The 22,484-nt window shown below is 64.7% G+C and carries 18 protein-coding genes and 1 pseudogene; 8 read left to right on the top strand and 11 right to left on the bottom strand.

Annotation, left to right across the window (positions count from 1 at the left end; all coding sequences use genetic code 11):
* Positions 1-2: 2 nt before the first annotated feature.
* From icmF to AB7F11_RS05655, 5 genes are all read right to left on the bottom strand, one after another.
* Positions 3-3,509, bottom strand: a complete 3,507-nt coding sequence (gene icmF / locus AB7F11_RS05675; protein WP_428289328.1) for a fused isobutyryl-CoA mutase/GTPase IcmF — start codon at positions 3,507-3,509, stop codon at positions 3-5.
* A gap of 32 nt (positions 3,510-3,541) precedes the next feature.
* Positions 3,542-4,420 carry a PPK2 family polyphosphate kinase gene (locus AB7F11_RS05670; RefSeq protein WP_428289329.1) on the bottom strand — a complete coding sequence of 293 codons (879 nt, stop codon included), beginning with the start codon at positions 4,418-4,420 and terminating at the stop codon, positions 3,542-3,544.
* 129 nt (positions 4,421-4,549) lie between these two features.
* On the bottom strand, positions 4,550-6,562 hold the full coding sequence (locus tag AB7F11_RS05665; RefSeq protein WP_428289330.1) for a TRAP transporter large permease subunit: 2,013 nt from the start codon (positions 6,560-6,562) through the stop codon (positions 4,550-4,552).
* Positions 6,562-7,179, bottom strand: a complete 618-nt coding sequence (locus AB7F11_RS05660) for a TRAP transporter small permease subunit (protein ID WP_428289331.1) — start codon at positions 7,177-7,179, stop codon at positions 6,562-6,564. The genes AB7F11_RS05665 and AB7F11_RS05660 overlap by 1 nt, the downstream gene beginning before the upstream one ends.
* A 59-nt stretch (positions 7,180-7,238) precedes the next feature.
* On the bottom strand, positions 7,239-8,357 hold the full coding sequence (locus tag AB7F11_RS05655; RefSeq protein ID WP_428289332.1) for a TRAP transporter substrate-binding protein: 1,119 nt from the start codon (positions 8,355-8,357) through the stop codon (positions 7,239-7,241).
* A 256-nt stretch (positions 8,358-8,613) separates the two neighbouring features.
* On the opposite strand from AB7F11_RS05655, the gene AB7F11_RS05650 reads away from it, so the two are divergent.
* The 4 genes and pseudogenes from AB7F11_RS05650 (at position 8,614) to cqsA (ending at position 11,421) form a co-directional block, all read left to right on the top strand.
* Complete coding sequence (locus AB7F11_RS05650; RefSeq protein WP_428289333.1) at positions 8,614-8,859, top strand: metal-sensitive transcriptional regulator; 246 nt, start codon at positions 8,614-8,616, stop codon at positions 8,857-8,859.
* A pseudogene (locus tag AB7F11_RS05645) lies at positions 8,813-9,373 on the top strand (MBL fold metallo-hydrolase); the annotation flags it as partial. The gene AB7F11_RS05650 and the pseudogene AB7F11_RS05645, both read left to right, overlap by 47 nt.
* 204 nt (positions 9,374-9,577) lie before the next feature.
* Entirely contained in the window at positions 9,578-9,997 is a 420-nt protein-coding gene (locus tag AB7F11_RS05640; protein WP_428289357.1) for a rhodanese-like domain-containing protein, read from the top strand.
* A gap of 167 nt (positions 9,998-10,164) precedes the next feature.
* Positions 10,165-11,421 carry an alpha-hydroxyketone-type quorum-sensing autoinducer synthase gene (gene cqsA, locus AB7F11_RS05635; protein WP_428289334.1) on the top strand — a complete coding sequence of 419 codons (1,257 nt, stop codon included), beginning with the start codon at positions 10,165-10,167 and terminating at the stop codon, positions 11,419-11,421.
* Between the two features lie 84 nt (positions 11,422-11,505).
* Here cqsA and AB7F11_RS05630 read toward each other — a convergent pair whose 3' ends face one another.
* Positions 11,506-12,492, bottom strand: coding sequence for a response regulator (locus AB7F11_RS05630; RefSeq protein WP_428299909.1), 987 nt, complete (start codon positions 12,490-12,492; stop codon positions 11,506-11,508).
* A 7-nt stretch (positions 12,493-12,499) separates the two neighbouring features.
* Complete coding sequence (locus tag AB7F11_RS05625) at positions 12,500-13,825, bottom strand: sensor histidine kinase (RefSeq protein WP_428300728.1); 1,326 nt, start codon at positions 13,823-13,825, stop codon at positions 12,500-12,502.
* A gap of 93 nt (positions 13,826-13,918) precedes the next feature.
* On the opposite strand from AB7F11_RS05625, the gene AB7F11_RS05620 reads away from it, so the two are divergent.
* Together AB7F11_RS05620 and AB7F11_RS05615 are read left to right on the top strand one after the other, a co-directional pair.
* A complete protein-coding gene (locus AB7F11_RS05620; protein WP_428289337.1) occupies positions 13,919-14,587 on the top strand; it encodes a LuxR C-terminal-related transcriptional regulator in 669 nt (222 codons plus the stop codon).
* 99 nt (positions 14,588-14,686) lie between these two features.
* Entirely contained in the window at positions 14,687-15,457 is a 771-nt protein-coding gene (locus AB7F11_RS05615; RefSeq protein ID WP_428289338.1) for a type III pantothenate kinase, read from the top strand.
* Positions 15,458-15,500: 43 nt separating this feature from the next.
* On the opposite strand, the gene AB7F11_RS05610 is transcribed toward AB7F11_RS05615, so the two are convergent.
* Positions 15,501-16,970 carry a wax ester/triacylglycerol synthase family O-acyltransferase gene (locus AB7F11_RS05610; RefSeq protein WP_428289358.1) on the bottom strand — a complete coding sequence of 490 codons (1,470 nt, stop codon included), beginning with the start codon at positions 16,968-16,970 and terminating at the stop codon, positions 15,501-15,503.
* Positions 16,971-17,260: 290 nt separating this feature from the next.
* Between AB7F11_RS05610 and AB7F11_RS05605 the strand changes: the two genes are divergently transcribed.
* Positions 17,261-17,521: an acyl-CoA-binding protein gene (locus AB7F11_RS05605; RefSeq protein WP_428289339.1), complete on the top strand. Its 261-nt coding sequence runs from the start codon at positions 17,261-17,263 to the stop codon at positions 17,519-17,521.
* Between the two features lie 39 nt (positions 17,522-17,560).
* Here AB7F11_RS05605 and AB7F11_RS05600 read toward each other — a convergent pair whose 3' ends face one another.
* From AB7F11_RS05600 to AB7F11_RS05590, 3 genes are read right to left on the bottom strand one after another with little or no spacing between them, the layout of a single operon-like run.
* Positions 17,561-17,884: a polyhydroxyalkanoic acid system family protein gene (locus tag AB7F11_RS05600; RefSeq protein WP_428289340.1), complete on the bottom strand. Its 324-nt coding sequence runs from the start codon at positions 17,882-17,884 to the stop codon at positions 17,561-17,563.
* A gap of 21 nt (positions 17,885-17,905) precedes the next feature.
* Entirely contained in the window at positions 17,906-18,997 is a 1,092-nt protein-coding gene (locus AB7F11_RS05595) for an aminopeptidase (protein ID WP_428289341.1), read from the bottom strand.
* Complete coding sequence (locus AB7F11_RS05590) at positions 18,997-21,063, bottom strand: molybdopterin-containing oxidoreductase family protein (RefSeq protein ID WP_428299911.1); 2,067 nt, start codon at positions 21,061-21,063, stop codon at positions 18,997-18,999. The genes AB7F11_RS05595 and AB7F11_RS05590 overlap by 1 nt, the downstream gene beginning before the upstream one ends.
* A gap of 191 nt (positions 21,064-21,254) precedes the next feature.
* On the opposite strand from AB7F11_RS05590, the gene AB7F11_RS05585 reads away from it, so the two are divergent.
* Entirely contained in the window at positions 21,255-22,412 is a 1,158-nt protein-coding gene (locus tag AB7F11_RS05585; protein ID WP_428289343.1) for an ABC transporter substrate-binding protein, read from the top strand.
* Positions 22,413-22,484: the final 72 nt, after the last annotated feature.

Genomic DNA, 22,484 nt, shown 5'->3' with positions numbered 1-22,484 from the left:
CCTCACATGTTGCGGCGGTATTGGCCACCCACCTCGAAGAGGGCGCTGGTGATCTGGCCCAGTGAGCACACGCGCACCGCGTCCATCAGCACCTCGAACACGTTGCCGTTCTCGATCACCGCCTGTCGCAGGCGCAGCAACATGGCCGGCGATTCGCTGGCGTGACGTGCGTGGAAATCGGCCAGGCGCTTGAGCTGGCTCTGCTTTTCCTCTTCGGTTGAGCGCGCGAGTTCCAGCGTCTCGGGTGTGAGGTCGCCGTGCGGGTTGCGGAAGGTGTTCACGCCCACGATCGGGTACTCGCCCGTGTGCTTGAGCATCTCGTAGTGCATGGACTCGTCCTGGATCTTGCCGCGCTGGTAGCCGGTTTCCATGGCGCCCAGCACGCCGCCCCGTTCGGCGATCTTCTCGAATTCCTGCAGCACGGCTTCCTCGACCAGCTCGGTCAGCTCGTCGATGATGAAGGCGCCCTGGTTGGGGTTCTCGTTCTTGGCCAGACCCCATTCGCGGTTGATGATGAGCTGGATCGCCATCGCGCGACGCACCGAGTCTTCGGTCGGCGTGGTGATGGCCTCGTCGAACGCGTTGGTGTGCAGGCTGTTGCAGTTGTCGTAGATGGCAATGAGCGCCTGCAACGTGGTTCGGATGTCGTTGAACTGGATCTCCTGCGCGTGCAGGCTGCGGCCGCTGGTCTGGACGTGGTACTTCAGTTTCTGGCTGCGCTCGTTGGCGCCGTAGCGATCGCGCAGGGCCACCGCCCAGATGCGCCGCGCCACGCGGCCCAGCACGGTGTACTCCGGGTCCATGCCATTGCTGAAGAAGAAACTCAGGTTGGGCGCGAAATCGTCGATGTGCATGCCGCGCGCCAGGTACGCCTCCACGAACGTGAACCCGTTGGAGAGCGTGAAGGCGAGCTGGCTGATCGGGTTCGCACCGGCTTCTGCGATGTGGTAGCCGCTGATGGAGACCGAGTAGAAGTTGCGCACGTCGTGGTGCACGAAGTACTCGGCGATGTCGCCCATCACCTTCAGGCTGAATTCGGTGCTGAAGATGCAGGTGTTCTGGCCCTGGTCTTCCTTCAGGATGTCGGCCTGCACCGTGCCCCGCACGTTGGCCAGCACCCATTCGCGAATCTTGGCGGCTTCGGTGGCGGTGGGCTCGCGGCCATTCTCCGCCTGGAACTTCTCCAGGTTCTGGTCAATGGCGGTGTTCATGAACATCGCGAGGATGCTGGGTGCCGGCCCGTTGATGGTCATGGAGACCGAGGTGGCCGGGTGGCAAAGGTCGAAGCCGCCATAGAGCACCTTCATGTCATCCAGCGTGGCGATCGACACGCCCGAGTTGCCCACCTTGCCGTAGATGTCGGGGCGTGGGTCGGGGTCGTTGCCGTACAGCGTGACGGAATCGAACGCGGTGGACAGGCGCTTGGCCGGCGTGCCTTCGGAGAGGAGTTTGAAGCGCCGGTTGGTGCGGAACGGATCGCCTTCGCCGGCAAACATGCGCGTGGGGTCTTCGCCCTCGCGCTTGAAGGCGAAGGTGCCAGCGGTGTAGGGGAAGCTGCCGGGCACGTTGTCCAGCATCAGCCATTTCAGGATTTCACCGTGGTCTTCGTACTTCGGCAGCGCGACTTTTCGAATGACGGTGCCTGAGAGGCTCCTGGTGGTGAGCGCGGTGCGGATCTCCTTGTCGCGAATCTTCACCACGTACTCGTCGCCCGCGTAAGCTTTCTGCATGTCTGGCCATTGCGTGAGCAGCTTGCGGGCGGCCGGATCCTGGTCGAGTTCGCGCACCTGGGCCAGGTCGATCACCGCCTCCGCGGCACGCGATCGGTCAGGCTTTTCCACGCGCAGCATGCGGGCGCTTTCGTTGAGTTGCTGAATTTCCCGCGCGAGGCGCGCCTGCTCGCCGGCCTTTTGCTTGTACCCTCGAACCGTGTCGCTGATTTCGGCAAGGTAGCGCGTGCGCGAAGGCGGCACGATGGGTGTCTGGTTGGTGCTGTGGCGCACCGTCACGCGAGGCAGCATGCCTTCCTGCAGTGGCAGGCCGAGCTCGCCCAGACGGACTTTCAGGGCCTGGTAGAGCGCGGTCACGCCGTCGTCGTTGAAGCGCGCGGCCATGGTGCCGAACACCGGCATCTGGTCGGGTGGGGTGCTCCAGGCTTCCTGGTTGCGCTGCACCTGCTTGGCCACGTCACGCAGCGCGTCGAGAGCGCCCTTGCGGTCAAATTTGTTGATGGCCACGAAGGCGGCGAAGTCGAGCATGTCGATCTTCTCCAGCTGGCTGGCCGCGCCGAACTCGGGCGTCATCACGTACATGGGCACATCGACGTGCGGCACGATGGCCGCGTCGCCCTGGCCGATGCCCGAGGTCTCGACCACGATCAGGTCGAAGCCTGCGCACTTGCAAGCCGAAATCACGTCGGGCAGGGCGGCGCTGATCTCGCTGCCGAAGTCGCGCGTGGCCAGGGATCGCATGAAAACCCGCTGACCAGAATCCTCCGTCCGGGCTGATGTCCCCTCCGTTCGGGCTGAGCCATCACCCGTTCGGGCTGAGCTCACCTCCGTTCGGGCTGAGCTCATCTCCGTTCGGGCTGAGCCATCACCCTTTCGGGCTGAGCTCATCTCCGTTCGGGCTGAGCCTGTCGAAGCCTTGCCCACATTGTTGTCGAGCCCTTCGACAGGCGCAGGGCGAACGGCGGAAGTGGTGCGCCAGGGTCCGATGGCGTTCATGCGGATGCGGTCGCCCAGCAGTGCGCCTCCACTCTTGCGGCGTGAAGGGTCGATGGAAATCACCGCCACGCGCAGGCGGTCGTTCTGGTCCAGGCGCAGTCGGCGAATGAGCTCGTCGGTGAGCGAAGACTTGCCCGCACCGCCGGTGCCGGTGATGCCGAGCACGGGCACCTTTTTCGACGTGGCCTGCTCGCGCAGCGCCGTGACGATCGCCGTGTCGGCAGTGCCGTTTTCCAGTGCGGTGATCAACTGTGCGAGCGCGCGCCAGTTCATCTCGCCCTGGCCTTCAATGGCGGCCAGCGCCTTGGGTGCGTAAGGACTGAGGTCCTTGTCGCAGCGCATGACCATCTCGCCGATCATGCCGGCCAGGCCCATCTTCTGGCCGTCTTCCGGGCTGTAGATGCGGGTCACGCCGTAGTCCTGCAATTCCCGGATCTCGGCCGGCACGATCACGCCGCCGCCGCCGCCGAACACCTGGATGTGCTCGCCGCCCCGGCTCTTGAGCAGATCGACCATGTACTTGAAGTACTCCACATGGCCGCCCTGGTAAGAGCTGATGGCGATGCCCTGCGCATCTTCCTGCAGGGCGGCGGTGACGACCTCGTCGACCGAGCGGTTGTGCCCCAGGTGAATCACCTCGGCGCCCATGCCCTGCAGGATGCGGCGCATGATGTTGATGGCGGCATCGTGTCCGTCGAACAGGCTCGCGGCGGTGACGAAGCGCACTTTGTGCGTGGGGCGGTAGTTGGCCAGGGCCTGGAATTCAGCGGCTAGGTTGCTCATGTTGTCTCTCTGTCGATCTCGTTCGTCGGGGGTCAGTCGATGCGAAGCCCGGTCAATGCCGGGTCCTCGGGCGGAAAGCGAAGCTTCAGCGTCTTGAGCGTGTCGCGCACCACGGTGGCGATCATCAGGTTGCGGTGTGTCTTGGAATCGGCGGGCACCACGGTCCATGGCGCCCAGGGTGTGCTGGTGGCGTTGAGCAGGGCTTCGTAGGCGGCCTGGTAGTCGTCCCACTGTTTGCGCACTTCCAGGTCGCCCAGGCTGAATTTCCAGTGCTTGGTGGGGTCGTCCACGCGCTCCTGCAGCCGCTGTCGCTGCTCGTCCTTGCTGATGTGCAGCATGAACTTGAGGATCACCGTGCCGGTTTCGGCCAGCAGGCGCTCGAAATCCCTGATGTGTTCGTAGCGTTGCCGCGTCTGTTCGGGCGTGATCCAGCCGTTGACCGTGGGCACGAGCACATCCTCGTAGTGACTGCGGTTGAACACCGTCATCTCGCCCGCGGCGGGTATTTTCTGGTGGATGCGCCAGAGGTAGTCGCGGTCGCGTTCGGCTTCGGTGGGCGCCTTCCAGCCCACGGTGTGGACGCCCAGCGGGCTGGTGCGTGCGAACACGCCACGCACCGTGCCGTCCTTGCCCGAGGTGTCGGTGCCCTGCAGCACCACCAGCAGCTTGAAGCGTCGATCGGCGTAGAAAAGATTCTGCAATTCATCGAGCTCGCCGGCCAGCGCTGTCACGGCTGCCTGGTCTGCCGACTTGCTGCCGCTGGAAAACGGCTTGGCGTCGGTCTTGAAGGATTTGAGCGACACGCCCCGGGCCTGGCTGGGCGCCACCTGCCAGTCGCGCCAGGGTGCACCTTTGCCCGCGAGCACGGCCGCACGGGCAAAGGGCAGGTTGACGTCGTCGGGGCTGGGCATGGGCGTCGGGCAGGGTGGGAAGAGTGTTGACGTTTACGTAAACGTCAACAACGCACGATGTTAACCCGATCAGACGAAAAAAGGGGCGCCCGAGCGCCCCTTGGGGGTTTTTTGCAGCCGCCGTCCGGATCAGCGGTACAGCACCTGTGGCAGCCACATGCCGATCGCCGGGAACTGGTAGAGCAGCACGATGGCCAGGATCTGGATGCCCATGAAAGGCAGCATGCCGGCAAAGATCTGGTTCAAAGTCACGTGGGGCGGGCTCACACCCTTGAGGTAGAACGCGCTCATGGCCACCGGGGGGCTCAGAAAGGCGGTCTGAAGATTCAGCGCCACCAGCAAGCCGAAGAACAGTGGATCCACCCCGAAATTGTCCAGCAGGGGGATGAAGATGGGCATGAAGATCACGATGATCTCGGTCCACTCCAGCGGCCAGCCCAGGACGAAGATCAGCACCTGCGACAGGATCAGGAACTCGGTCTTGCTCAGGTTCATGCTGAGCACCCAGGTCTCCACCAGTTCCTGGCCGCCCAGCAACGCGAATGCGGCCGAGAAAATGGCCGACCCCACGAACAGCCAGCACACCATGGCACTGGTCTTGGCGGTGAGGAACACGCTTTCTTTGACCACGCCAAAGGTGAGTTGCCGGTACGCTGCCGCCAGCAGAAAGCCGCCGAACGCACCAACCGCCGCCGCCTCGGTCGGCGTGGCCAATCCGAAGACGATCGAGCCCAGCACCGACAGGATCAGCACCAGCAGCGGGAAGAAGCTGGAGAGCAGCATCTTGAAGACTTCCAGCCGCGTGAAGCTCAGGATGGCGTAGAAGACCACCATGGCCAGCGTGCCCACGGCCAACCCGATCCAGAAGCTCAGCGATGCCGGTTTGGTGGTGGCTGCTGCCTCGGTGGCCGAGCCTGCTGCTTCTGTTGCCCCCGCAGGCTCGGCCACCGAGGCAGCGGTCTCGCTCGTGGCGGGGGCGTCTCTGTCGGCACCCGGTGGCTCTGCCACGTCGTCGGCACTGGCTCCCGGCGGCTCGGCCACGGCGTCGTCGGATGGTGGCTCCGCCAGACCGCCGTCATCGGATTCTGGTTCCGCCAGACCGCCTTCGCTGCCGCTGTCTTCGTCTACGTTGGTGCTCGCACCCAAGGACTGCAGTTCTTCGTAGGTTTCCACGGGTACCACCGTGGTGGCACTCTGGTAGCTGGCAAAGGCCACGGCCGCAAACAGAACGGCCGGCAACAGCGCGATGCCGAGCTGCCCCAAGAGGTAGCCAGTGGACACGCCCTGGTTGCGCTTGCCATTCAAGGCCTTGAACAAACTGGAGACGGCCCAGCCATCACCTGTGGCGCCGATGGCCGTCAGCGGCGCCGGCAGCGGCACGAAGCGCTGCGCGGCCGTGAGCGGTGGCGCCCAGGCGGGCTTGAGCTTGGCCATCAGGATCACGTAGAGGACGTACAGGCCCGCCAGCATGATGCCGGGGAAGAAAGCGCCCGCGTACAACTGAACCACCGACACCCCGGCCGTTGCGCCATACACGATCAACAGCACCGACGGCGGGATCAGGATGCCCAGGCAGCCGCCGGCGGTGATGACGCCGGCTGACAGGCGCACGTCGTAGCCCGCCCGCAGCATCTGCGGCAGAGCCAGCAGACCCATGAGCGTGACGACCGCACCGACGATGCCGGTGGCGGTGGCGAAAACCGCACAGGTCACCAGCGTGGCCACGCCCAGCGACCCTGGCAAGCGAGCCAGCGACAGATGCAGGCTTCGGAAGAGCTTGTCGATCAGGTTGGCGCGCTCCACGAGGTAACCCATGAAGACGAACAGCGGAATCGAGATCAGAACGTCGTTGCCCATCACCGAGAACGCGCGCTGCACCATCAGGTCGAGCGTTTGTTTCATGGCGCCCGCTGCCGTCTGGTCTCCCGAGTGGTAGGCGAAGAATGCGAACATCATGCCCATGCCCATGAGGGTGAAGGCGGTGGGAAAGCCAAGCATGATGGCCACGACCACCAATGAAAGCATCAGCAGGCCGTAGTGGCCGTTGGTCATGGTGTCCACGCTGAACACCATTGCAAGAGCCGCAGCGCAGATGAGCGCCATCAGGGAAAAGCCGAACCAGAGTTCCTTGGGTATGCGCATCACTGGCCGCCTTTCTTGTCGACGAGGCTGTCCAGTGCTTGAATGTCGGCGTCTTTCACGTTCACCATTTCCTTGAGTTTGCCGACGTCCACTTCCTCAACGTCCTCCTCGCGCGAGGGCCACTCGCCACTTTGCAGGCACATGACGCAGCGGATGATCTCCACGATGCCCTGCAGCAGCAGGAAAGCGCCGGCGATGGGCACCACGAACTTGAACGGGTAGATCGGCAGCGGATCGGCATTGAAAGTCTGTTCACGGATGGCCAGCGACTCGTTGGCGAAGAACCAGCCGGCGTAAGTCAGGGCCACGATGCCGGGCAGGAAGAAAAGAAGGTAAAGCGTGAGGTCGATCGCCGCCTGCGTGCGCGGACGGAAGAAGCCATAGAGCACGTCGCCGCGCACGTGGCCGCTCTTGGCCAGTGTGTAGGCGCCTGCGGTCATGAAGAGCAGGCCGTACAGCATGATCTGCGCATCCAGCACCCAGGCATGGGGGTTGTTGAGCACGTAGCGGGAGAACACTTCCCAGGTGATGAGCAGGGTGAGCGCGATCACGCTCCAGGCGCAGGCCTTCCCAAACCAGGTCGACATCCTGTCAACGGCCAGTAGTAGTTGTTGCATGTGAATTTCCAGAAACAGAAAGGGGCGCCCGCAGGCGCCCCGAGCGAGGGTAGGTCCGGTCAGGACTTCTTTGCACCCTTGCCGAAGTAATGGTTGTACGCCATCTTGAAGTCGACCATGTAGTCGTTCTGCCACTGGCCTGCGCGTTGCGCGAACGCCTTCTGCGAGTCCAGCACTTTCTGAAAGATCGGGTTGGACTTGGCCTTCTCGGCAATGGTCTGGTCCCAGGCGGCGAGCTGCGCACGCAGGATCGGGTCGGGCGTCTTGTAGAACTTCACGCCGGCTTTTTTCAACTCGATGTAGTCCTGCGAGTTGCGCTGGATCGCCTTCCAGCTCATGTCGGCGCTCGCGGCCTGCACCGCGTAGTCGACGATCGCCTTGACTTCGGCCGGCAGGGCATTGAGCTTGGTCTTGTTGAACAAGATCTCGAATTGCTCGCCACTCTGGTGGAAGCTTTGCAGCATGCAGTTCTTGGCCACGTCGGGGAATCCGAGCAGGCGGTCGCTGGAGGCATTGTTGAACTCGGCCGCATCAATCAGGCCACGGTCCAAGGCCGGCACGATTTCACCGCCAGGCAGCGGGTTCACGGCGGTTCCCATCTTGGTGAACACGTCCACCGCGAGACCCACGGTGCGGAACTTCAGGCCTTTCATGTCGGCGACCTTGGCCACCGGCTTCTTGAACCAGCCCAGCGGCTGCGTGGGCATGGGGCCATACAGGTACGACGCCACGTCCAGGTTCAGGCTGGCGTAGATCTCATCCAGCAGCGCCTTGCCGCCCCCGTAGTTGTGCCAGGCCAGCACCATGTTGGGGTCCATGCCATAGGCGGGGCCGGAGCCCCAGAGCGCCAGGGCGGAATTCTTGCCGTAGTGGTAGGCCACGACGCCATGGCCACCGTCCAGCGTGCCCTTGCCCACGGCTTCAAGCAACTGGAATGCGGGAACCACAGCGCCCGCAGGCAAGACCTCGATCTTGAGCTTGCCGCCCGCCATGTCGTTGACCTTCTTGGCGAAATCCTGGGCGTACTCGTGAAAGATGTCCTTGGATGGCCAGGTGCTCTGGAATCGAAGCGAGGTGGTTTGTGCGGTGGCGATCATCGGCACGGACATGGCGCCGGCCGCAACGGCAGCGCCCTTGAGCATGCCCCGGCGCGATGTGACGGTCTTTTTCTCGGTCATTGGTTTGTCTCCAGTACAGGTTGCAGGACCGCAGATCATGCGCTCAAGGCCCGCCGCGCCGCGCAGGGTTTTCACCGACCGACGGTCAAGTCGGTGACCGACGCAGGCAGCGCTCCGGAGATGCCCACGCCTCGTCGTGCAAAATCGGTCTATCTGATATTGAATCCCGGCATTTCCCAATGGGCTTGCGCCCTGTTGCAGACACGGGGCTTTTAGAATACTTGACGGGGTATATGCCCTCACAAAGGAAATCAAGATGACCACCGTGCAGGATCCGGACCGCAAGAGAGCTCTTCTGCTGCGCCTCAAGCGCGCCGAAGGGCAGTTGCGCGGCATCCAGAAGCTCATTGAATCCGATGCCGATTGCGAGAAGGTGGCTCAGCAACTCGCCGCCGCCCGCAAGGCGCTGGACAAGACCTTCTATGCGCTGGTGGGCTGCGTGATGGTGCAGGGCGATGTGCCGCCCGACGAGGTGGCCGATATGCTGGCTCGCTTTGCCTGAGGGCCTGCAAGCCATGAAGCCCATCCAGTTGTTCGATCCTGCCTCGAGTACCTACACCTATGTGCTGTTCGACCAGCTGAGCAGGGAGGCGGTCATCATCGACCCCGTCGACGAGCAGCTCGAACGCGACCTGGCCGCGCTGCAGGAATACGGCCTCAAACTGGTGTGGACGGTGGAGACTCACGCCCACGCTGACCACATCACCAGCGCCGGACGCCTGGCCGAGCTGGCCGGTGCGCGCACTGCGGCACCACTGGGCTGCGGCATCGGCACCGCCGGTGTGCAGCTCCAGCACGGCGACACGCTGAAGTTCGGTGCCGAAACCCTGCAGGCGCTGCACACGCCTGGTCACACCGCCGGCAGCATGAGCTTCCTGTGGCGCCAGCATGTCTTCACGGGCGATACGTTGCTCATCAACGGTTGTGGCCGGACCGACTTCCAGTCGGGCAGCGCCAGCGACCTGTACCGCAGCCTCACACAGGTGCTGTTCGCCCTGCCCGACGAAACCACCGTCTGGCCTGGCCACGACTACCAGGGCCGCAGCCATTCGAGCATCGGCCAGGAAAAAGCCGGCAACGCGCGAGTCGCGGGCAAGTCGGAGGCCGAGTTTGTGGCCCTCATGGATTCATTGCAATTGCCCAAGCCACGCCGCATTGACGAAGCCGTGCCTGCCAACCTGAGTTCGGGACTGCGCCACGACGCCGACGGTGTTCTGGCGATGAGGCCCAGTCCTGCTGCTGGCACCCACCAGGGAAGCTACGCTGGTGATGTGTCGCCCGAACTGGCGTGGCAGTGGGCGCAGGCGGGTGAGGCGGTGCTGGTCGATGTGCGCACCGACGCCGAGCGTGAATGGGTGGGGTTTGTGCCGGGCGCGGTGCCGGTGGCCTGGAAACAGTGGCCCGGCATGGCCCTGAACCCGGAATTCGACCGCCAGGTTCAGGAAGCCTCAGGCGGCAGAAAGCTGGTGCTGCTGTGCCGAAGCGGCGTGCGCTCCATCGCCGCCGCCAAACGGGCCACCGAATTGGGGCTGGAGGCCTACAACATCGTCGAGGGCTTTGAAGGCGACCCTGACGCCACCGCGCAACGCGGTCGCAAGGGTGGTTGGCGGTTGCGCGGACTGCCCTGGCGGCAGAACTGAGACATATGTCACGGCGCGTTGTTGCGGTTTTGCGTCACCGCCTGTCGGCTGAAACTGCCAAAACTTGAGTAGAAAGCGTCACAACCCCTGTCAATCCTGACAGGGTCCGTGCGGTTTTTCACGGATTTCTTTTTTCAATGGGGTTTTCTATCCGTTAGGAGAACTCCATGGGAACGTTGGAACTGGTCAGGGAAGCCGTCTCTAAGGAGCCACCGCTGTCCAAGTCGTTGTTGCAGCGCATCGAAAGGGACTTTAAACCGCGCTGGAACGGCCCATGGGGCGGCAAATTTGTGCTTCATGGATCCTCGCCGGGTCCCAACGCTGTGCGTCTGGACGGCAACGATTACCTCAGCGTGACCGGCCATCCCAGCATCGTCGCGGCCCAGGTGGAGGCCATCACGCGCAGCAGCGAATTCGTGGTGCAGTCCGGCGTGTTCCTGCTCCAGCAGCACCCCACGCGAGCGCTGGAGATGTCGCTGGCCGACTGGGTGGGCAAGGAAGATGCGTTCGTCTGCCAGTCGGGCTACTCGGCCAATGTTGGCCTTTTGCAGTCCATCGCCGACGCCAACACCCCGGTCTACCTCGACACGCAGGCCCACGCCTCGCTCTGGGAAGGTGCCCACGCCGCGCGCGCACCCGCCCATGCCTTCCGCCACAACGATCCCGCCCATCTGGACAAGATGATGACCAAGAACGGTCCGGGTGTGGTGGTGGTGGATTCGGTCTACAGCACCACCGGATCGGTGTGCCCGCTGGAGGAGATCCTTGAAGTCGTGGAGAAACACGGCAGCATGATTCTGGTGGACGAATCCCACTCCCTGGGCACCCATGGCCCTTCGGGTGCCGGTCTGTGCGCCGAGCTCGGCCTGACCGATCGCGTGCATTTCATCTCGGCCAGCCTGGCCAAGTCGGTGGCTGGTCGCGCGGGCTTCTTCACCGCGCCTGCCAGCATGCGCTACTACATCCTGAGTTCGAGCTTTCCCAACATCTTCAGCTCCTGCCTGCTGCCCCACGAGATCGCTGGCCTCAAGGCCACGGTCGAAGTCCTGCAGAAGGCCGACGCGGAACGGGCTCGCCTCAAGGTCATCACGGCTCGCGTGCGCGACACGCTCAGCGGCCTGGGCTACCCGATCCATCACGGCACCGAGCAGATCATTGCGCTGGAAGCCGGTACCGAACCAGACACCATGCGCCTGCGCGATGAACTCGAAACCCGTGGGGTATTTGGTGCGATCTTCTGCGCGCCGGCCACCAGCAGCAAACGAGCCCTGGTGCGCCTTACGCTCAACTCGGCCCTGACCGAGGCCGAGCTGCTGCATCTGGAGGCGGTGGCGCGCGAAGTTGCGCCCATCGTCAAGCCCTGGGACTGGCCTTGCGCCCGTCGCGCCCGCGCTCAGGCCGGCCCACTCGAAATGGCCGCCTAGAAGGCTGCGCGGCCGAAGTCGTCGAAGCGGGCCTTTTCTCCGCGCGTTGCAGCCGACGACTTCTGCTGCGCAGATTCCCAGATCCTAGTCATCCTGAACGGCGCGCCCGCCCTGGGCTTCCAGAAAATGCCGGTAGGCATAGATGGGCTGGGGCAGGTCGTCGGCATTCAGTGAGAACACCGCCGCGGTGAGCACGCCGTCGTCACCGATGGGGAACGACACGGCGGTGCGCACGGGGCCGCGCAGGCCCATTTGCTGGTGGAGTTCCACGGCGGCCAGGCGTTGTCCCGCGCGAACCGCGCGCACCGCATCGAAACCCAGCCCGGCCGATCCGGCGAGTTCGGCGAGGTCGGGCAGGCTGGACGTGGGTTCGAGCTGCAGCCAGTGGCATTGACCCGAGGCGTCCAGACCGATGAGTCCGAACGGCTCGCCCAGCACCACGTACTCCACCCAGTGCTGCTCCGTGTAGGCCCGCAGGGCCTGGGCCACCGAAGGAATCTGCAGCATGGACTGTTGCGCCGGGCGCAGTGCGGCACGCCACAGCGTGTTCAGGCGCGGATGCGGCGTCTGTGACAGTTTGCGCAAAACGCCCAGCAGGTGGCGCGTGATGTCGGTGGTCTGCTTGGGCACGAACTGGTCGATCAGGCCGTTGTTGAACGCCTGGATGGCGATCTGCTCGTCGGCCTGGCCCGTGAGCAGCACGCGTGAACTTGGCCAGTCCAGCAGCGTGTTGAGCACCTTGAGCCCATCGGTGCCCGGCATGGCGTAGTCCACCACGCAGGTCTGGGCAAGTTCGTAGCGCGATGCGTTGATGGCCCAGTAGCGCAGCACCTGGGGCAACAACGGCTGGCCCTGGCGCCAGCGCTCGATCATCTGCAACTGGGTCATGGCGTCTGCCTCCCAGCGGGCGGGCTCGTTCTGCATGCGTGCGAAGAAACCGGAGGGGCGGGAATAAAGCTCGACTTGCCAGTGAGCCGGAATGACCATGCCCAGCATTTCCAGGTAGTCCGTGTCGTCATCCAGGAAAAGAATGCCTCCTGGCCTGTGAAAGAGTGAAATCGTGAGTGCCATGGTGTCGTCAGCCTGGTGCAACCTCGGTCGGGTCGGCGGGGTTGTTGAGCGGCAGGTCGATCATGAAGACCGCGCCGAGCCCGGGTTCGGAGTGCACGCTGAGTCGGCCGTGGGCCGTCTCCACCACGTTCTTGCAGAACGTGAGGCCCAGGCCATTCCCCGCGCCGGCCTGGGTCGAGAAAAAGGGTTCGAAGATGCGTTGTTGCTGTTCGTGGGTGATGCCGATGCCATCATCCGACACGGCAATCCGTCCTTTGCCGTGGTGGATGCCGACGTCGACACGCAAGTCGCCCGGACTGGGTGCGTTGCTTGCAGCGGCCAGCGCATGCAGCGCGTTCTTTAACAGGTTCGTCAGGACCTGGGCGAACAACGGTCGCGATGCGAGGAAGCAGAAGTCATGCTGGATGTGAACCTGCACGCAGTCACGCTCGCGCGAAGAGCGGTAAGGATACTGGCTTACCACTTCCTGTACGAGCTCGGCCGCCATGATGGCGGACTGCTCCCGCGGCAGCCGCATCAATTGGGCGTTGGAGATCTGGGTGTCGATCTGGCGGTTCATGCTGCGCACGAGGTTTTGCAGACGTGTGGCCAGCTCCTCCAGCTTCTTGCGCTTGGCTTCGGGGACCTCGTGCTGCACCAGGTTGCGCAATACATCGCCCATGAGATTCACCGTGGCCAGCGGTGTGCGCAACTCATGCGCCATCACGCCCATGGTGCTCAAGGTGTTGAGCAGGCGGGCACGGCGCAGGTTGGCGCTGGAGAAGCCGAGCATCAAGCCCATCAGCCAGGCGAAGACAATCACCACCGTGTTGGCCAGCGGTTGTTCGATAGCGTGCGTGGAGCCGCTCAGGAATTCGGCAGACAGCCACCCGGCGGTGCCGCCAGAGATCAGCCCCAGGGTCGCCAGTCGCCAGTCGGTGGCGTGGTAGTAGATCAGGATCATGGCCGCCACACTGGCCACCCAGGCCGCGTTGCCCCCATTCATCCAGTACATCCAGGTGAAGAACCAAGGCAGCTGGATCCAGGTGGCGATGCTGAACAGGCGGCCACTTTCGGTGGAGGTGGGGTCCCTGCATGTCTTGGGCAGGACGTAGATGAGCGCCAGAAATGCCATGAGCAGGCGGGCCCAGACGTTCTCATAAGGTTGGGGCACCCAGTGGCCCCAGATGCCATAGATGAGCAGGTGGCCCGAGAAGGTGAATGCGCCGATCCACAACAACCGATTCCGGGAAGGGTGCAGAATAGGCTCCATGGGCGCGTGGACGACCTCGTCCAGCAGCCACCGCCAGAATCGGGCTCTGGCGCTGACCATCCACAACCGGTCCAAAGACAATATGCACTCCTTCGTTCGTCGGACACCTGCCGCGTATGACAACTCCCATCCTGACCCAGATGGCATTGTCTATGCAACAGGGTGTTGCAAACCATGACCTTGCCTGTCAACTTTGACAGTGTCGGCCTGGATGGCATTCTGGCTGACTGGCTGGCAGCCCTTCGCGAGCAAGGTGTGGAAGCGGTGCTGGTGCTGGGCCCCGATCCACTCGGTGGGCGAGACCAGCGCGATGTGCTGGCAGTGCACCCGCCCCGTTTGCTGGGCCCGGCCCAGGCGCTGGCCGAGAGCCTGGACTTCGGCGCCGGCTGGCGCGACAGCGACGCGCCTCTTGTTGCCTGGCAGGATATTTCCAAATCTGCCTTCGAACAGTCGAGCCGCTGGCGGCGCCTGTGGCTCGCTCACGGCTACCAGACCCTGGTGCGCGTGGCCTTCAGCCTGCCGGCGGGTCGCGCGTTCGAATGCTTCATGTTCAGTCCGAGGGCCTTCGCGGATCGCTCGGAAGCGGCGGCGCTGGCATGGTCGGCGTTCAACGTATGGCCCATGCTGCGCCGCTCGATCGCCGAGCAGCGCGTGGCGCTGAGCCCACGCGAGCTGGAGAGCCTCAACCTCGCCTTCGAGGGACTGACTGCGCGCGAGACCGCGCAGCGCATGGACTGCTCCGAGCGCACGGTGAATTACCACCTGGCCAATGCCATGGGCAAGTTGCAGACCGACAACAAACTGGCCGCAGTTCAACGGGCCTGCTGGATCGGGTTGATCTGAACGCATCCCCTCGGCCTGGGGCGGCCCGGCGCCGAACCGTTGAGGACATCTTGCTGCATCGCACCAAACGAACGATCGCCCGGTGGTCATAATCCGCGCATGACTTTTCTGGCCCTTGATGTAGGGAACACCCGTCTCAAGTGGGCCCTGTACGAAGCTCCTCGCGTGGGAGCACCCCTGCTGGCCAGCGGAGCGCAGTTCCTGGAAAACATCGAATCTCTGCAAGACGGCGACTGGCACGACCTGCCCGCGCCGCACAAGGTGTTGGGCTGCGTGGTGGCCGGCGACGCGGTCAAGCGCCGGGTCGAGGAACAAATGGAGATGTGGGACGTGGTGCCCCAGTGGGTCGTCTCCAGCAGCGCAGAGGCAGGGCTGAGCAATGGCTACGACCATCCGGCCCGACTGGGCTCCGACCGGTGGGTGGCCATGATCGGTGCGCGCCAGCGCATGTTGGCGCGGGGATTGCAGCGGCCGTGCGTCGTGGTGATGGTGGGCACAGCCGTGACTGTGGAGGCCATCGACACCGAGGGTCGCTTCCTCGGCGGCATCATCCTGCCGGGCCACGGCATCATGCTGCGCGCGCTCGAATCCGGCACTGCCGGCTTGCATGTGCCTACCGGTGAAGTGTGCGACTTTCCCACCAACACCAGCGACGCCCTCACCAGCGGCGGCACCTTCGCCATTGCCGGTGCGGTCGAGCGCATGGTGGACAACCTGCGCCGCCACTGTGGCGAAGAACCGGTGTGTTTCATGACTGGCGGTGCAGGCTGGAAGATGGCGCCGAGCATGTCCACGCCGGTGGAGCTGGTGGAGAGCCTGATCTTCGACGGGCTGCTGGAGATCGCCGATCGCCGTCTTGCGATGGCTTGACCGAGCGATCTGGCGCCAGGCCGCCCAAGCCGGATCAGCCCCCTCAAGGGGCAGCGACCCGCGAAGCGGCGGAGCGTGGGGGGCTCGTACCGGCCTCACCCCAGGGCAGCATCAAGGTCAGGGTTAGCAAGCGCGCAAACTCGGGCTCGAACTGGTCGATGATTTTCTGCGGGTCCGGGCACAGCGTGGTGTCGGCGATCACGCCAAACTGCACGCCGCCGCCGTAGCTCAGAATCGACACACCCAGGCCCACGGTGCCGGTCTGCGGTACCCAGAACATGGTTTGCTCCAGTGTCGAGCCGCACACCTTCAGTTTGGTGGCGGGCCCCGGCACGTTGGTCATGACCGCCGTGGTCTTGCGGCCGAACAGGCTGAGCATCGCGTCCTGTGCCGGTTTGATCAGCAGGCCGGCCACCGACAGCAGCCCGAAGGTCAGCAGCGGTTGCAGACTGCCCTTGAGGTTGTTCATGCGCGAGCGCACGGTGAACACGCGTTCGATCGGGTTGTCCAGCCCGATGGGCAGCACCAGCGGCACCAGGCCGAAGCGGTTGCCCAGTTTCCAGGCGTCTTCCATCGGACGCAGGTTGATGGGCACCATGGCGCGGATCTCCTTGCCCTGGGTGTCGTCGCCCAGATCGCGCAGGTAGGCGCCGATGGCGCCCGCCACGCAGCCCAGCAGCACATCGTTGACGGAGCTGTTCAGCGCCTTTCCAATGGCTTTCACTTCGTCGAGTGGAATGGGCTGGCACCAGGCGACGCGCTTGGCGGTGCCGGGCTGGCCCTTGAGCCGGGTGGGCGAGTCGTCGGGCATGAGCGCCAGCGCTGCGAGGTCGCTGGCGAGCTGACCGCCCATGCGCGCGAGGTCCGCCGCCTGACCCAGTGTGTCGCTCAGGCTTTGCTGCGGCGCGGCCAGCATCGAGAAAGACTTGGCGGCTCCTCCGCCTGCCGCTTCCAAGGCCTTCGCCGTGATGTCACCGAAGGGTCGGATCAAGGTGTCGGCCAGCCAGTCCTCGGCGCTCTCCAGGCCGGCCCTGGTAGTGCGGCGCTTGCGCTGTGGCGGCGCTCCGCCACCGTCGACCAGGCTCATCATCACGCTGATGAGGGCAATGCCGTCGGCGATGCAGTGGTGGATGCGCGCGATGAGCGCCGAGCCGCCGCCGTACTGTTCGATCAGCTCGAAGCGCCAGAGCGGATGCGCATGGTCCAGCGGCTGCATGGCGAGTTCGGCCACGCGGGCCTGGAGTGCTTCCTGTTCGGTCTGGCCCCGGCTCCGGGCCAGCCGATGGGTGACCACATGGCGGTCCAACTGGAAATCGGTGTCGTCGGCCCAGTGCGCACCTGCAGCGTCCTCGCGGGCGACCTGTACAAAGCGTCGGTAGGGCAGCAGCCGATCCCGCACGCGCTCGCAAAGTGCTGCATGGCCAATGCCGGGGCGCAGGATCCACACGCCCACGATCATCATGAGGTTGGACGGCGAGTCCATGCGCAACCAGGCCGTATCGACCTTGCTCATGCGCTCGCCTTCGATGCCGAGCGTGGTGGCCAGGGTCTGCTTGACCAGTGGCAGCGGCCCCGAGCGGTTGGTGCGAGTTGCGGTCTTGCGCACAGAGGTGCCGCTGCGGGCGGCAACGCGTTGAACCATGAATGCTCCTCGGGTGCGTGAGCCGGGTCGATGTTGCCCGGCGCCGCTGGTCTTGGGGGTGTGGCCCTATTGTGCAGACAGCCCAGCCCGTAAGATAGCGGGACAGCCCTAAGCCCGGCCTCATCGAGCCGGGCGTTTCAATCCCATCAGGAGCAAACTTCATGGCCGATCTCAAGTCCCGTTTCGACGCCGCCGTGGCGAATTCCAAGAACCTGAGCGAGCGGCCGGACAATGCCACGCTGCTGAAGATCTACGCGCTGTACAAACAGGCCACCACTGGTGACAACGCGGAGAAGAAACCCGGCTTTGGCGACATGGTGGGTCGCGCCAAGTGGGACGCCTGGAATGGCTTGAAAGGCACGTCTGGCGATGACGCGATGCAGCAATACGTCGACCTGATCGAGAACCTGAACGGGTCCTAGGTTCCGCGAACGTCCTGAGGAAACCGAAAGCCGGCTCAATCAGCCGGTTTTCTTCTTTTTGGCGGCGGGTTTTTTCTTTGCCAGCAGATCGTCCAGGTTTTTCACGATCTCGCTTTCAATGCGGTCTTTGAACGCGCCGAGCAGGAAGCCCAGCCGGGCGTCAAGTTCGAAGCGCTCGGCCGACACCTTGAGCGTGCCGCTCACGCCTGAGCGCGTGAACTGGACCTCGTCGCATTCGTCACCTTCTTCGTAGGTGCAACTCATGTCGAACTCGCTTTCGGCCTGTTCGGCCCAGCGCCAGGCCAGCTTGCGCGCGCCGCTCAAGCCCAGTTGGTGATCGCGCTCGATGTGGATGTCTGCCATGGTGGTCTTCAACGATGTGTTTCAGGGTCGCCCGGTGGCGCCGCTCGCCATGGCGGTGCCGGCCAGACCATGCAGGCTGGCCTGCCGTTCTTCTTTGGGTCGCGCGGCCAGCGCCCGCACCGCATCATAGAACCGGGCGAAATCCCGGCCCTCGCGCTCGAACAGCGCCAGGAATCCCGGCACCAGTTCGTCGTAGGCCGCCTGGGTGGCGAAGCTGGCGTTGTTGGCGCGGGCCACGAACTGGTCGTATCCCGCAAAGCCTTCCCATCGGGTGCGCAGCCCGGCGTAGTCGCGACGGAAATCGTCCATGATCGTGGCCTTGCGACGGAGCTTGGTGGTGTCGTCGAGCGTCCTGTCGCGATACAGCGTTTGCAGGTGCTGGCGCACGGAGGCGGTGAGGGCCCGGAAGGCTTGGCGGCGCTGGTCAAAGCGCTTGTAGTCTGCTTGCGCCTGTTCGCCCGCGCGGGTCTGCAGCCAGCGTGCGCCGCCCAGGCGCTCGACGGCGGTGGCAAAGGATTCGTTGAACACCGTGTCGTTGCGCACATAGACCACCTGATGGGCAAGCTCGTGGAAGACGATGCGCGCGAGCTCTCCCTCCGGGTAGCCGATGAAGGTGTTGAGCAGCGGGTCACCGCCAGCCCAGTTCATCCAGCCCAGGGTGGAGTACGCCGGCACGGGGTAGACGTTCACCTCCAGGGAGGGGTCCAGGCTGCGCCCGAAGGCCTGGGCGTCTTCTTCACTGAAATAGCCGCGGTAGCCCACACAGCCGACCACCGGAAAACACCAGGATTGCAATGTCAGCGAAAGCTCGGGCGCAGCCACCACGTTGTAGACGGCGGCACGGCGTTGCAGGTCGGCGTAGCGGTGGTAGCTGGCGTTGTCGGGCAGGGCCAGATCACTCACCGCGAAGGCGCGGATCTGCTGTGCCAGGGCCAGGCGGCTCTTGAGCGCCGCCGGGGTCTGTCCGTCGGCCAGCCAGTGCTCCACCGGGCGCGCGGCCTGCATCAGCCGCAAGTGACCGGTGACCGACTGCCAGTAGTAGCCCACGCCCGTGGTGCTGGCGCAGCCAGCGCCAGCCAGGGCCAGCAGCAGGAGCGCCAGGCGAGCGCGCATCAGGCGGCGGCGGGCTCGCCCGCGACTTCAACCAGGCAGTCGTAGAACACCGGTCCCCGGCCCATGTCGGTGATTTTCTGGCTGGTGACCTGGTTGACGTTGGTGCCATCGAAGCCGAGCTTGCGCCACCAGATGCCCAGGCCATTGACCACGCCGGGCCGGGCACGACTGGACACGCGGGCCTTGCAGCGGTACTCGCCCCGGTCGTTGAACACCCGCACCATCTGACCGCTCTGGATGCCGCGCGGCGTGGCGTCGTCGGCGTGAATCTCCAGCAGCGGCTCACCCTCGATGTCGCGCAGGCTTTGCACATTCACAAAACTGGAGTTGAGGAAGTTTCGGGCGGGCGGCGAGATCATCGCCAGCGGGTAGTGCGCGGAACTGCCGGGTGTCTCGAAATTGGGCAGGTGGTCGGGCAGGCCGTCCTGCCCCTGCGCCACCAGCCGGGCGCTGTGGAACTCGCAACGGCCCGAGGGCGTGGGAAAGCCGCCCTGCGCGAATGGCGCTTCGGGTACGGCCAGGGTGGCATAGCCCTGATCGAGCAATTGCTCGAAGTCCACCGCCTTGCCAAATGCTGCGCGGCACAGCGCAAGATCGTCGTCGTCGAAGCAGGGATCGTCGAAGCCCATTCGCGCGGCCAGGGCGCGAAAGATGTCGGTGTTGGTGCGCGCCTGGCCCACCGGGGCGATGGCGGGCCGGTTGAGCAGCACGTCGGTGTGGCCGTAGCTGGTGTGAATGTCCCAGTGTTCGAGTTGTGTGGTGGCCGGAAGGATGTAGTCGGCGTGGTCGGCGGTGTCGGTCTGGAAGTGTTCCAGTACCACGGTGAAGAGGTCTTCGCGCAGAAACCCCTGCACCACCTGGTCCGACTCCGGCGCCACGGCCACGGGGTTGCTGTTGTAGACGATCAGCGCCTCGATCCTGGGGCCGAAGCCGGGCGAACTTTCGCGCAGCAGGTCGTCGCCGATGGTGATCATGTTGATGGTGCGGGGGCGGCGTGCGCCCAGCAGGTCGGGGCGCTGAAGCGCCGCCCGGTCCACCGGGAAGTGGCCCGATGCCGAGAGCAGCATGCCGCCGGCCGGATCGCGCCAGGCGCCCACCAGGGCGGGCAGGCAGGCGATCGCGCGCACCGCATTGCCACCGCCTCGCACGCGCTGCATGCCATAGTTCAGGCGAATGGCCGCCGGCTTCGTGGTGCCGTAGTCGCGCGCCAGGTCCACGATCTGCTGCACCGGCACGCCGCAGACCTCGGCCGCGCGCTCGGGGGGCCACTGCAGGGCACGCTCGCGCAGGCCCTCCCAGCCGAGGGTGTGGCGTTCGATGTAGTCGTGGTCGAGCCAGTCGCAAGTGATCAACTGGTGCATGAGCGCCAGGGCAAGTGCCGCGTCCGTGCCGGGGCGCAGGGCGATGTGCTCGTGGCATTTGTCAGCCGTTTCGGTGCGACGGGGGTCGATGCAGACCAGTCGCGCCCCTTCACGCTTGGCTTGCTGCGCCAGACGCCAGAAATGCAGGTTGCTGCCAATGGAGTTGCTGCCCCAGATCAGGATGAGCTTCGAGCGCGCGAAATGCTCCACCTTCATGCCGACCTTGCCACCCAGCGTCTGCAGCAGCGCTTCGCCGCCCGCCGAAGAGCAGATGGTTCGGTCCAGAAACGAAGCGCCGAGGCGGTGGAAAAAGCGCCCCGCCATGGCCTCGCCTTGCACCTGGCCCATGGTGCCGGCGTAGCTGTAGGGCACGATGGCTTGCGGATCGCGCGCCGCAATGGCGCCGAGCCGTGCGGCGATGTCGTCCAGTGCCGTGTCCCAGTCCACTCGCTCGTATCGACCGCTGCCCTTGGGGCCGTTGCGCCGCAGTGGGTGCAGCAATCGCTCTGGGTGGTAGCTGCGCTCGGTGTAGCGCGACACCTTGGTGCACAGCGCGCCGTCTGTGTGCCGGTGCGCCGGGTTGCCCTGCACGCGAACCGCGACGCCGTCTTCCACCGTGGTGATGAGGGCGCAGGTGTCGGGGCAGTCGTGCGGACAGGCGCCGCGCACATGCAAGGTGGTGTCGGTCGCGGGGGTGTTGCTCATGGTCGTGAGGTCTGGCGAGAGGTCCTGAGGGTGATGATACGGACCCCCGGAAATGGCCCCAGGCGACAAACGGATTCATTGCGGGGATGAGCGTCGGTATCGGTGGGTATTGTGAGAACAAATCCCTTTGCCGATAGGAGGGAAATCGCATACGCTGACCAGCACCCATGACAACACGGAGCGAGCAGACAATGCGACGCAGAGAGCTACTCGGATACGCGGGCCAGATTGCAGGCCTGCACGCATTGGCCAGCGTGGCCCCTCTGGCCCACGCCCAGGCCCCGTCGGCAGGCGTGAGCGACAACCGCATCCTGCTGGGCCAGTCTGCCCCATTCAGCGGCGCAGCCGAGCAACTGGGCCTGCAGTTCCACCTGGGCGCGCAGCTCTATTTCGAGGCGCTGAACCAGAAAGGTGGCGTCAACGGCCGGCGAGTTGAATTGCGCCGCCTCGACGATGGCTACGAGCCCGAGCGCTGCGCGGCCAACACAAAGCAGCTCATCGGCGAGGGTGTGTTCGCGCTCTTTGGCTACATCGGCACGCCTACGAGTGTCGTGGCCCTGCCACTGGCCACCGAGGCCAAGGTGCCGTTCTTCGCACCCTTCACCGGTGCCGAGGTGCTGCGCGATCCCTTCAACCGCTACGCCATTCATGTGCGCGCGTCCTATTACGACGAGACCGCTTCCATCGTGCGCCAGACCACGTCCACCGGCATCAAGAAGATCGCGGTCTTCTACCAGAACGATGCCTACGGCAAGGCCGGCCTCGAAGGCGTGAGCCGAGCGCTCAAGGCGCTGAGCCTGCAGCCGGTGGCGCTGGGCACGGTGGAGCGCAATACCGTGGACGTGGTCAAGGCGGTCAACGACATCATGGCGCAGCGCCCTGAGGCGATCGTGCAGATCAGCGCCTACAAATCCTGCGCGGCCTTCATCCGCGAGGCGCGCAAGCGCGGCTTCGTCGGCAACTTCTACAACGTCTCATTCGTCGGTACCCAGGCCTTGCTGGATGAGCTCGGCCCCGACGCCAAGGGCGTGGTGGTCAGCCAGGTGATGCCCTTCCCCTACACGCCGGTGACCGCCATCTCGGGCGAATACCTCGCTGCGGTCCGGGCCAAGCAAGGCCGTGCCGCCAATTATTCGGGCATGGAGGGCTTCGTGGCGGCCAAGGTGTTCACCGAGGCGGTCAACCGGGCGGGGCGAAACCTCACGCGAGACGGCTTCATCTCGGCCATCCAGAGCATGCGCAACATGGACATGGGTGGCTTCCCGGTGGATTTCGGTCCCAACAAACACACCGGATCGAAATTCGTCGAGCTCACCTTGCTCACCGAAGACGGCCGAATCCGACGCTGAATTCCCGCAGCGGGCCGGGCAAAGCCCCTGCAACCGCTTGGTTGTCGCGCTCGTGGCCCTCGCGCGAGCGGG

Source organism: Hydrogenophaga sp. (genome assembly GCF_050250835.1).
Taxonomy (GTDB): Bacteria; Pseudomonadota; Gammaproteobacteria; order Burkholderiales; family Burkholderiaceae_C; genus Hydrogenophaga.
This window is presented reverse-complemented; position numbering and strand designations above follow the sequence as displayed.

Bases quoted from the DNA above. Each gene is read 5' to 3' on its own strand.
- icmF (WP_428289328.1), bottom strand. From the start codon at position 3,509: ATGAGCAACCTAGCCGCTGAATTCCAGGCCCTGGCCAACTACCGCCCC.
- AB7F11_RS05670 (WP_428289329.1), bottom strand. From the start codon at position 4,420: ATGCCCAGCCCCGACGACGTCAACCTGCCCTTTGCCCGTGCGGCCGTG.
- AB7F11_RS05665 (WP_428289330.1), bottom strand. From the start codon at position 6,562: ATGCGCATACCCAAGGAACTCTGGTTCGGCTTTTCCCTGATGGCGCTC.
- AB7F11_RS05660 (WP_428289331.1), bottom strand. From the start codon at position 7,179: ATGCAACAACTACTACTGGCCGTTGACAGGATGTCGACCTGGTTTGGG.
- AB7F11_RS05655 (WP_428289332.1), bottom strand. From the start codon at position 8,357: ATGACCGAGAAAAAGACCGTCACATCGCGCCGGGGCATGCTCAAGGGC.
- AB7F11_RS05650 (WP_428289333.1), top strand. From the start codon at position 8,614: ATGACCACCGTGCAGGATCCGGACCGCAAGAGAGCTCTTCTGCTGCGC.
- AB7F11_RS05640 (WP_428289357.1), top strand. From the start codon at position 9,578: ATGAGGCCCAGTCCTGCTGCTGGCACCCACCAGGGAAGCTACGCTGGT.
- cqsA (WP_428289334.1), top strand. From the start codon at position 10,165: ATGGGAACGTTGGAACTGGTCAGGGAAGCCGTCTCTAAGGAGCCACCG.
- AB7F11_RS05630 (WP_428299909.1), bottom strand. From the start codon at position 12,492: ATGGCACTCACGATTTCACTCTTTCACAGGCCAGGAGGCATTCTTTTC.
- AB7F11_RS05620 (WP_428289337.1), top strand. From the start codon at position 13,919: ATGACCTTGCCTGTCAACTTTGACAGTGTCGGCCTGGATGGCATTCTG.
- AB7F11_RS05615 (WP_428289338.1), top strand. From the start codon at position 14,687: ATGACTTTTCTGGCCCTTGATGTAGGGAACACCCGTCTCAAGTGGGCC.
- AB7F11_RS05610 (WP_428289358.1), bottom strand. From the start codon at position 16,970: ATGAGCAAGGTCGATACGGCCTGGTTGCGCATGGACTCGCCGTCCAAC.
- AB7F11_RS05605 (WP_428289339.1), top strand. From the start codon at position 17,261: ATGGCCGATCTCAAGTCCCGTTTCGACGCCGCCGTGGCGAATTCCAAG.
- AB7F11_RS05600 (WP_428289340.1), bottom strand. From the start codon at position 17,884: ATGGCAGACATCCACATCGAGCGCGATCACCAACTGGGCTTGAGCGGC.
- AB7F11_RS05595 (WP_428289341.1), bottom strand. From the start codon at position 18,997: ATGCGCGCTCGCCTGGCGCTCCTGCTGCTGGCCCTGGCTGGCGCTGGC.
- AB7F11_RS05590 (WP_428299911.1), bottom strand. From the start codon at position 21,063: ATGAGCAACACCCCCGCGACCGACACCACCTTGCATGTGCGCGGCGCC.
- AB7F11_RS05585 (WP_428289343.1), top strand. From the start codon at position 21,255: ATGCGACGCAGAGAGCTACTCGGATACGCGGGCCAGATTGCAGGCCTG.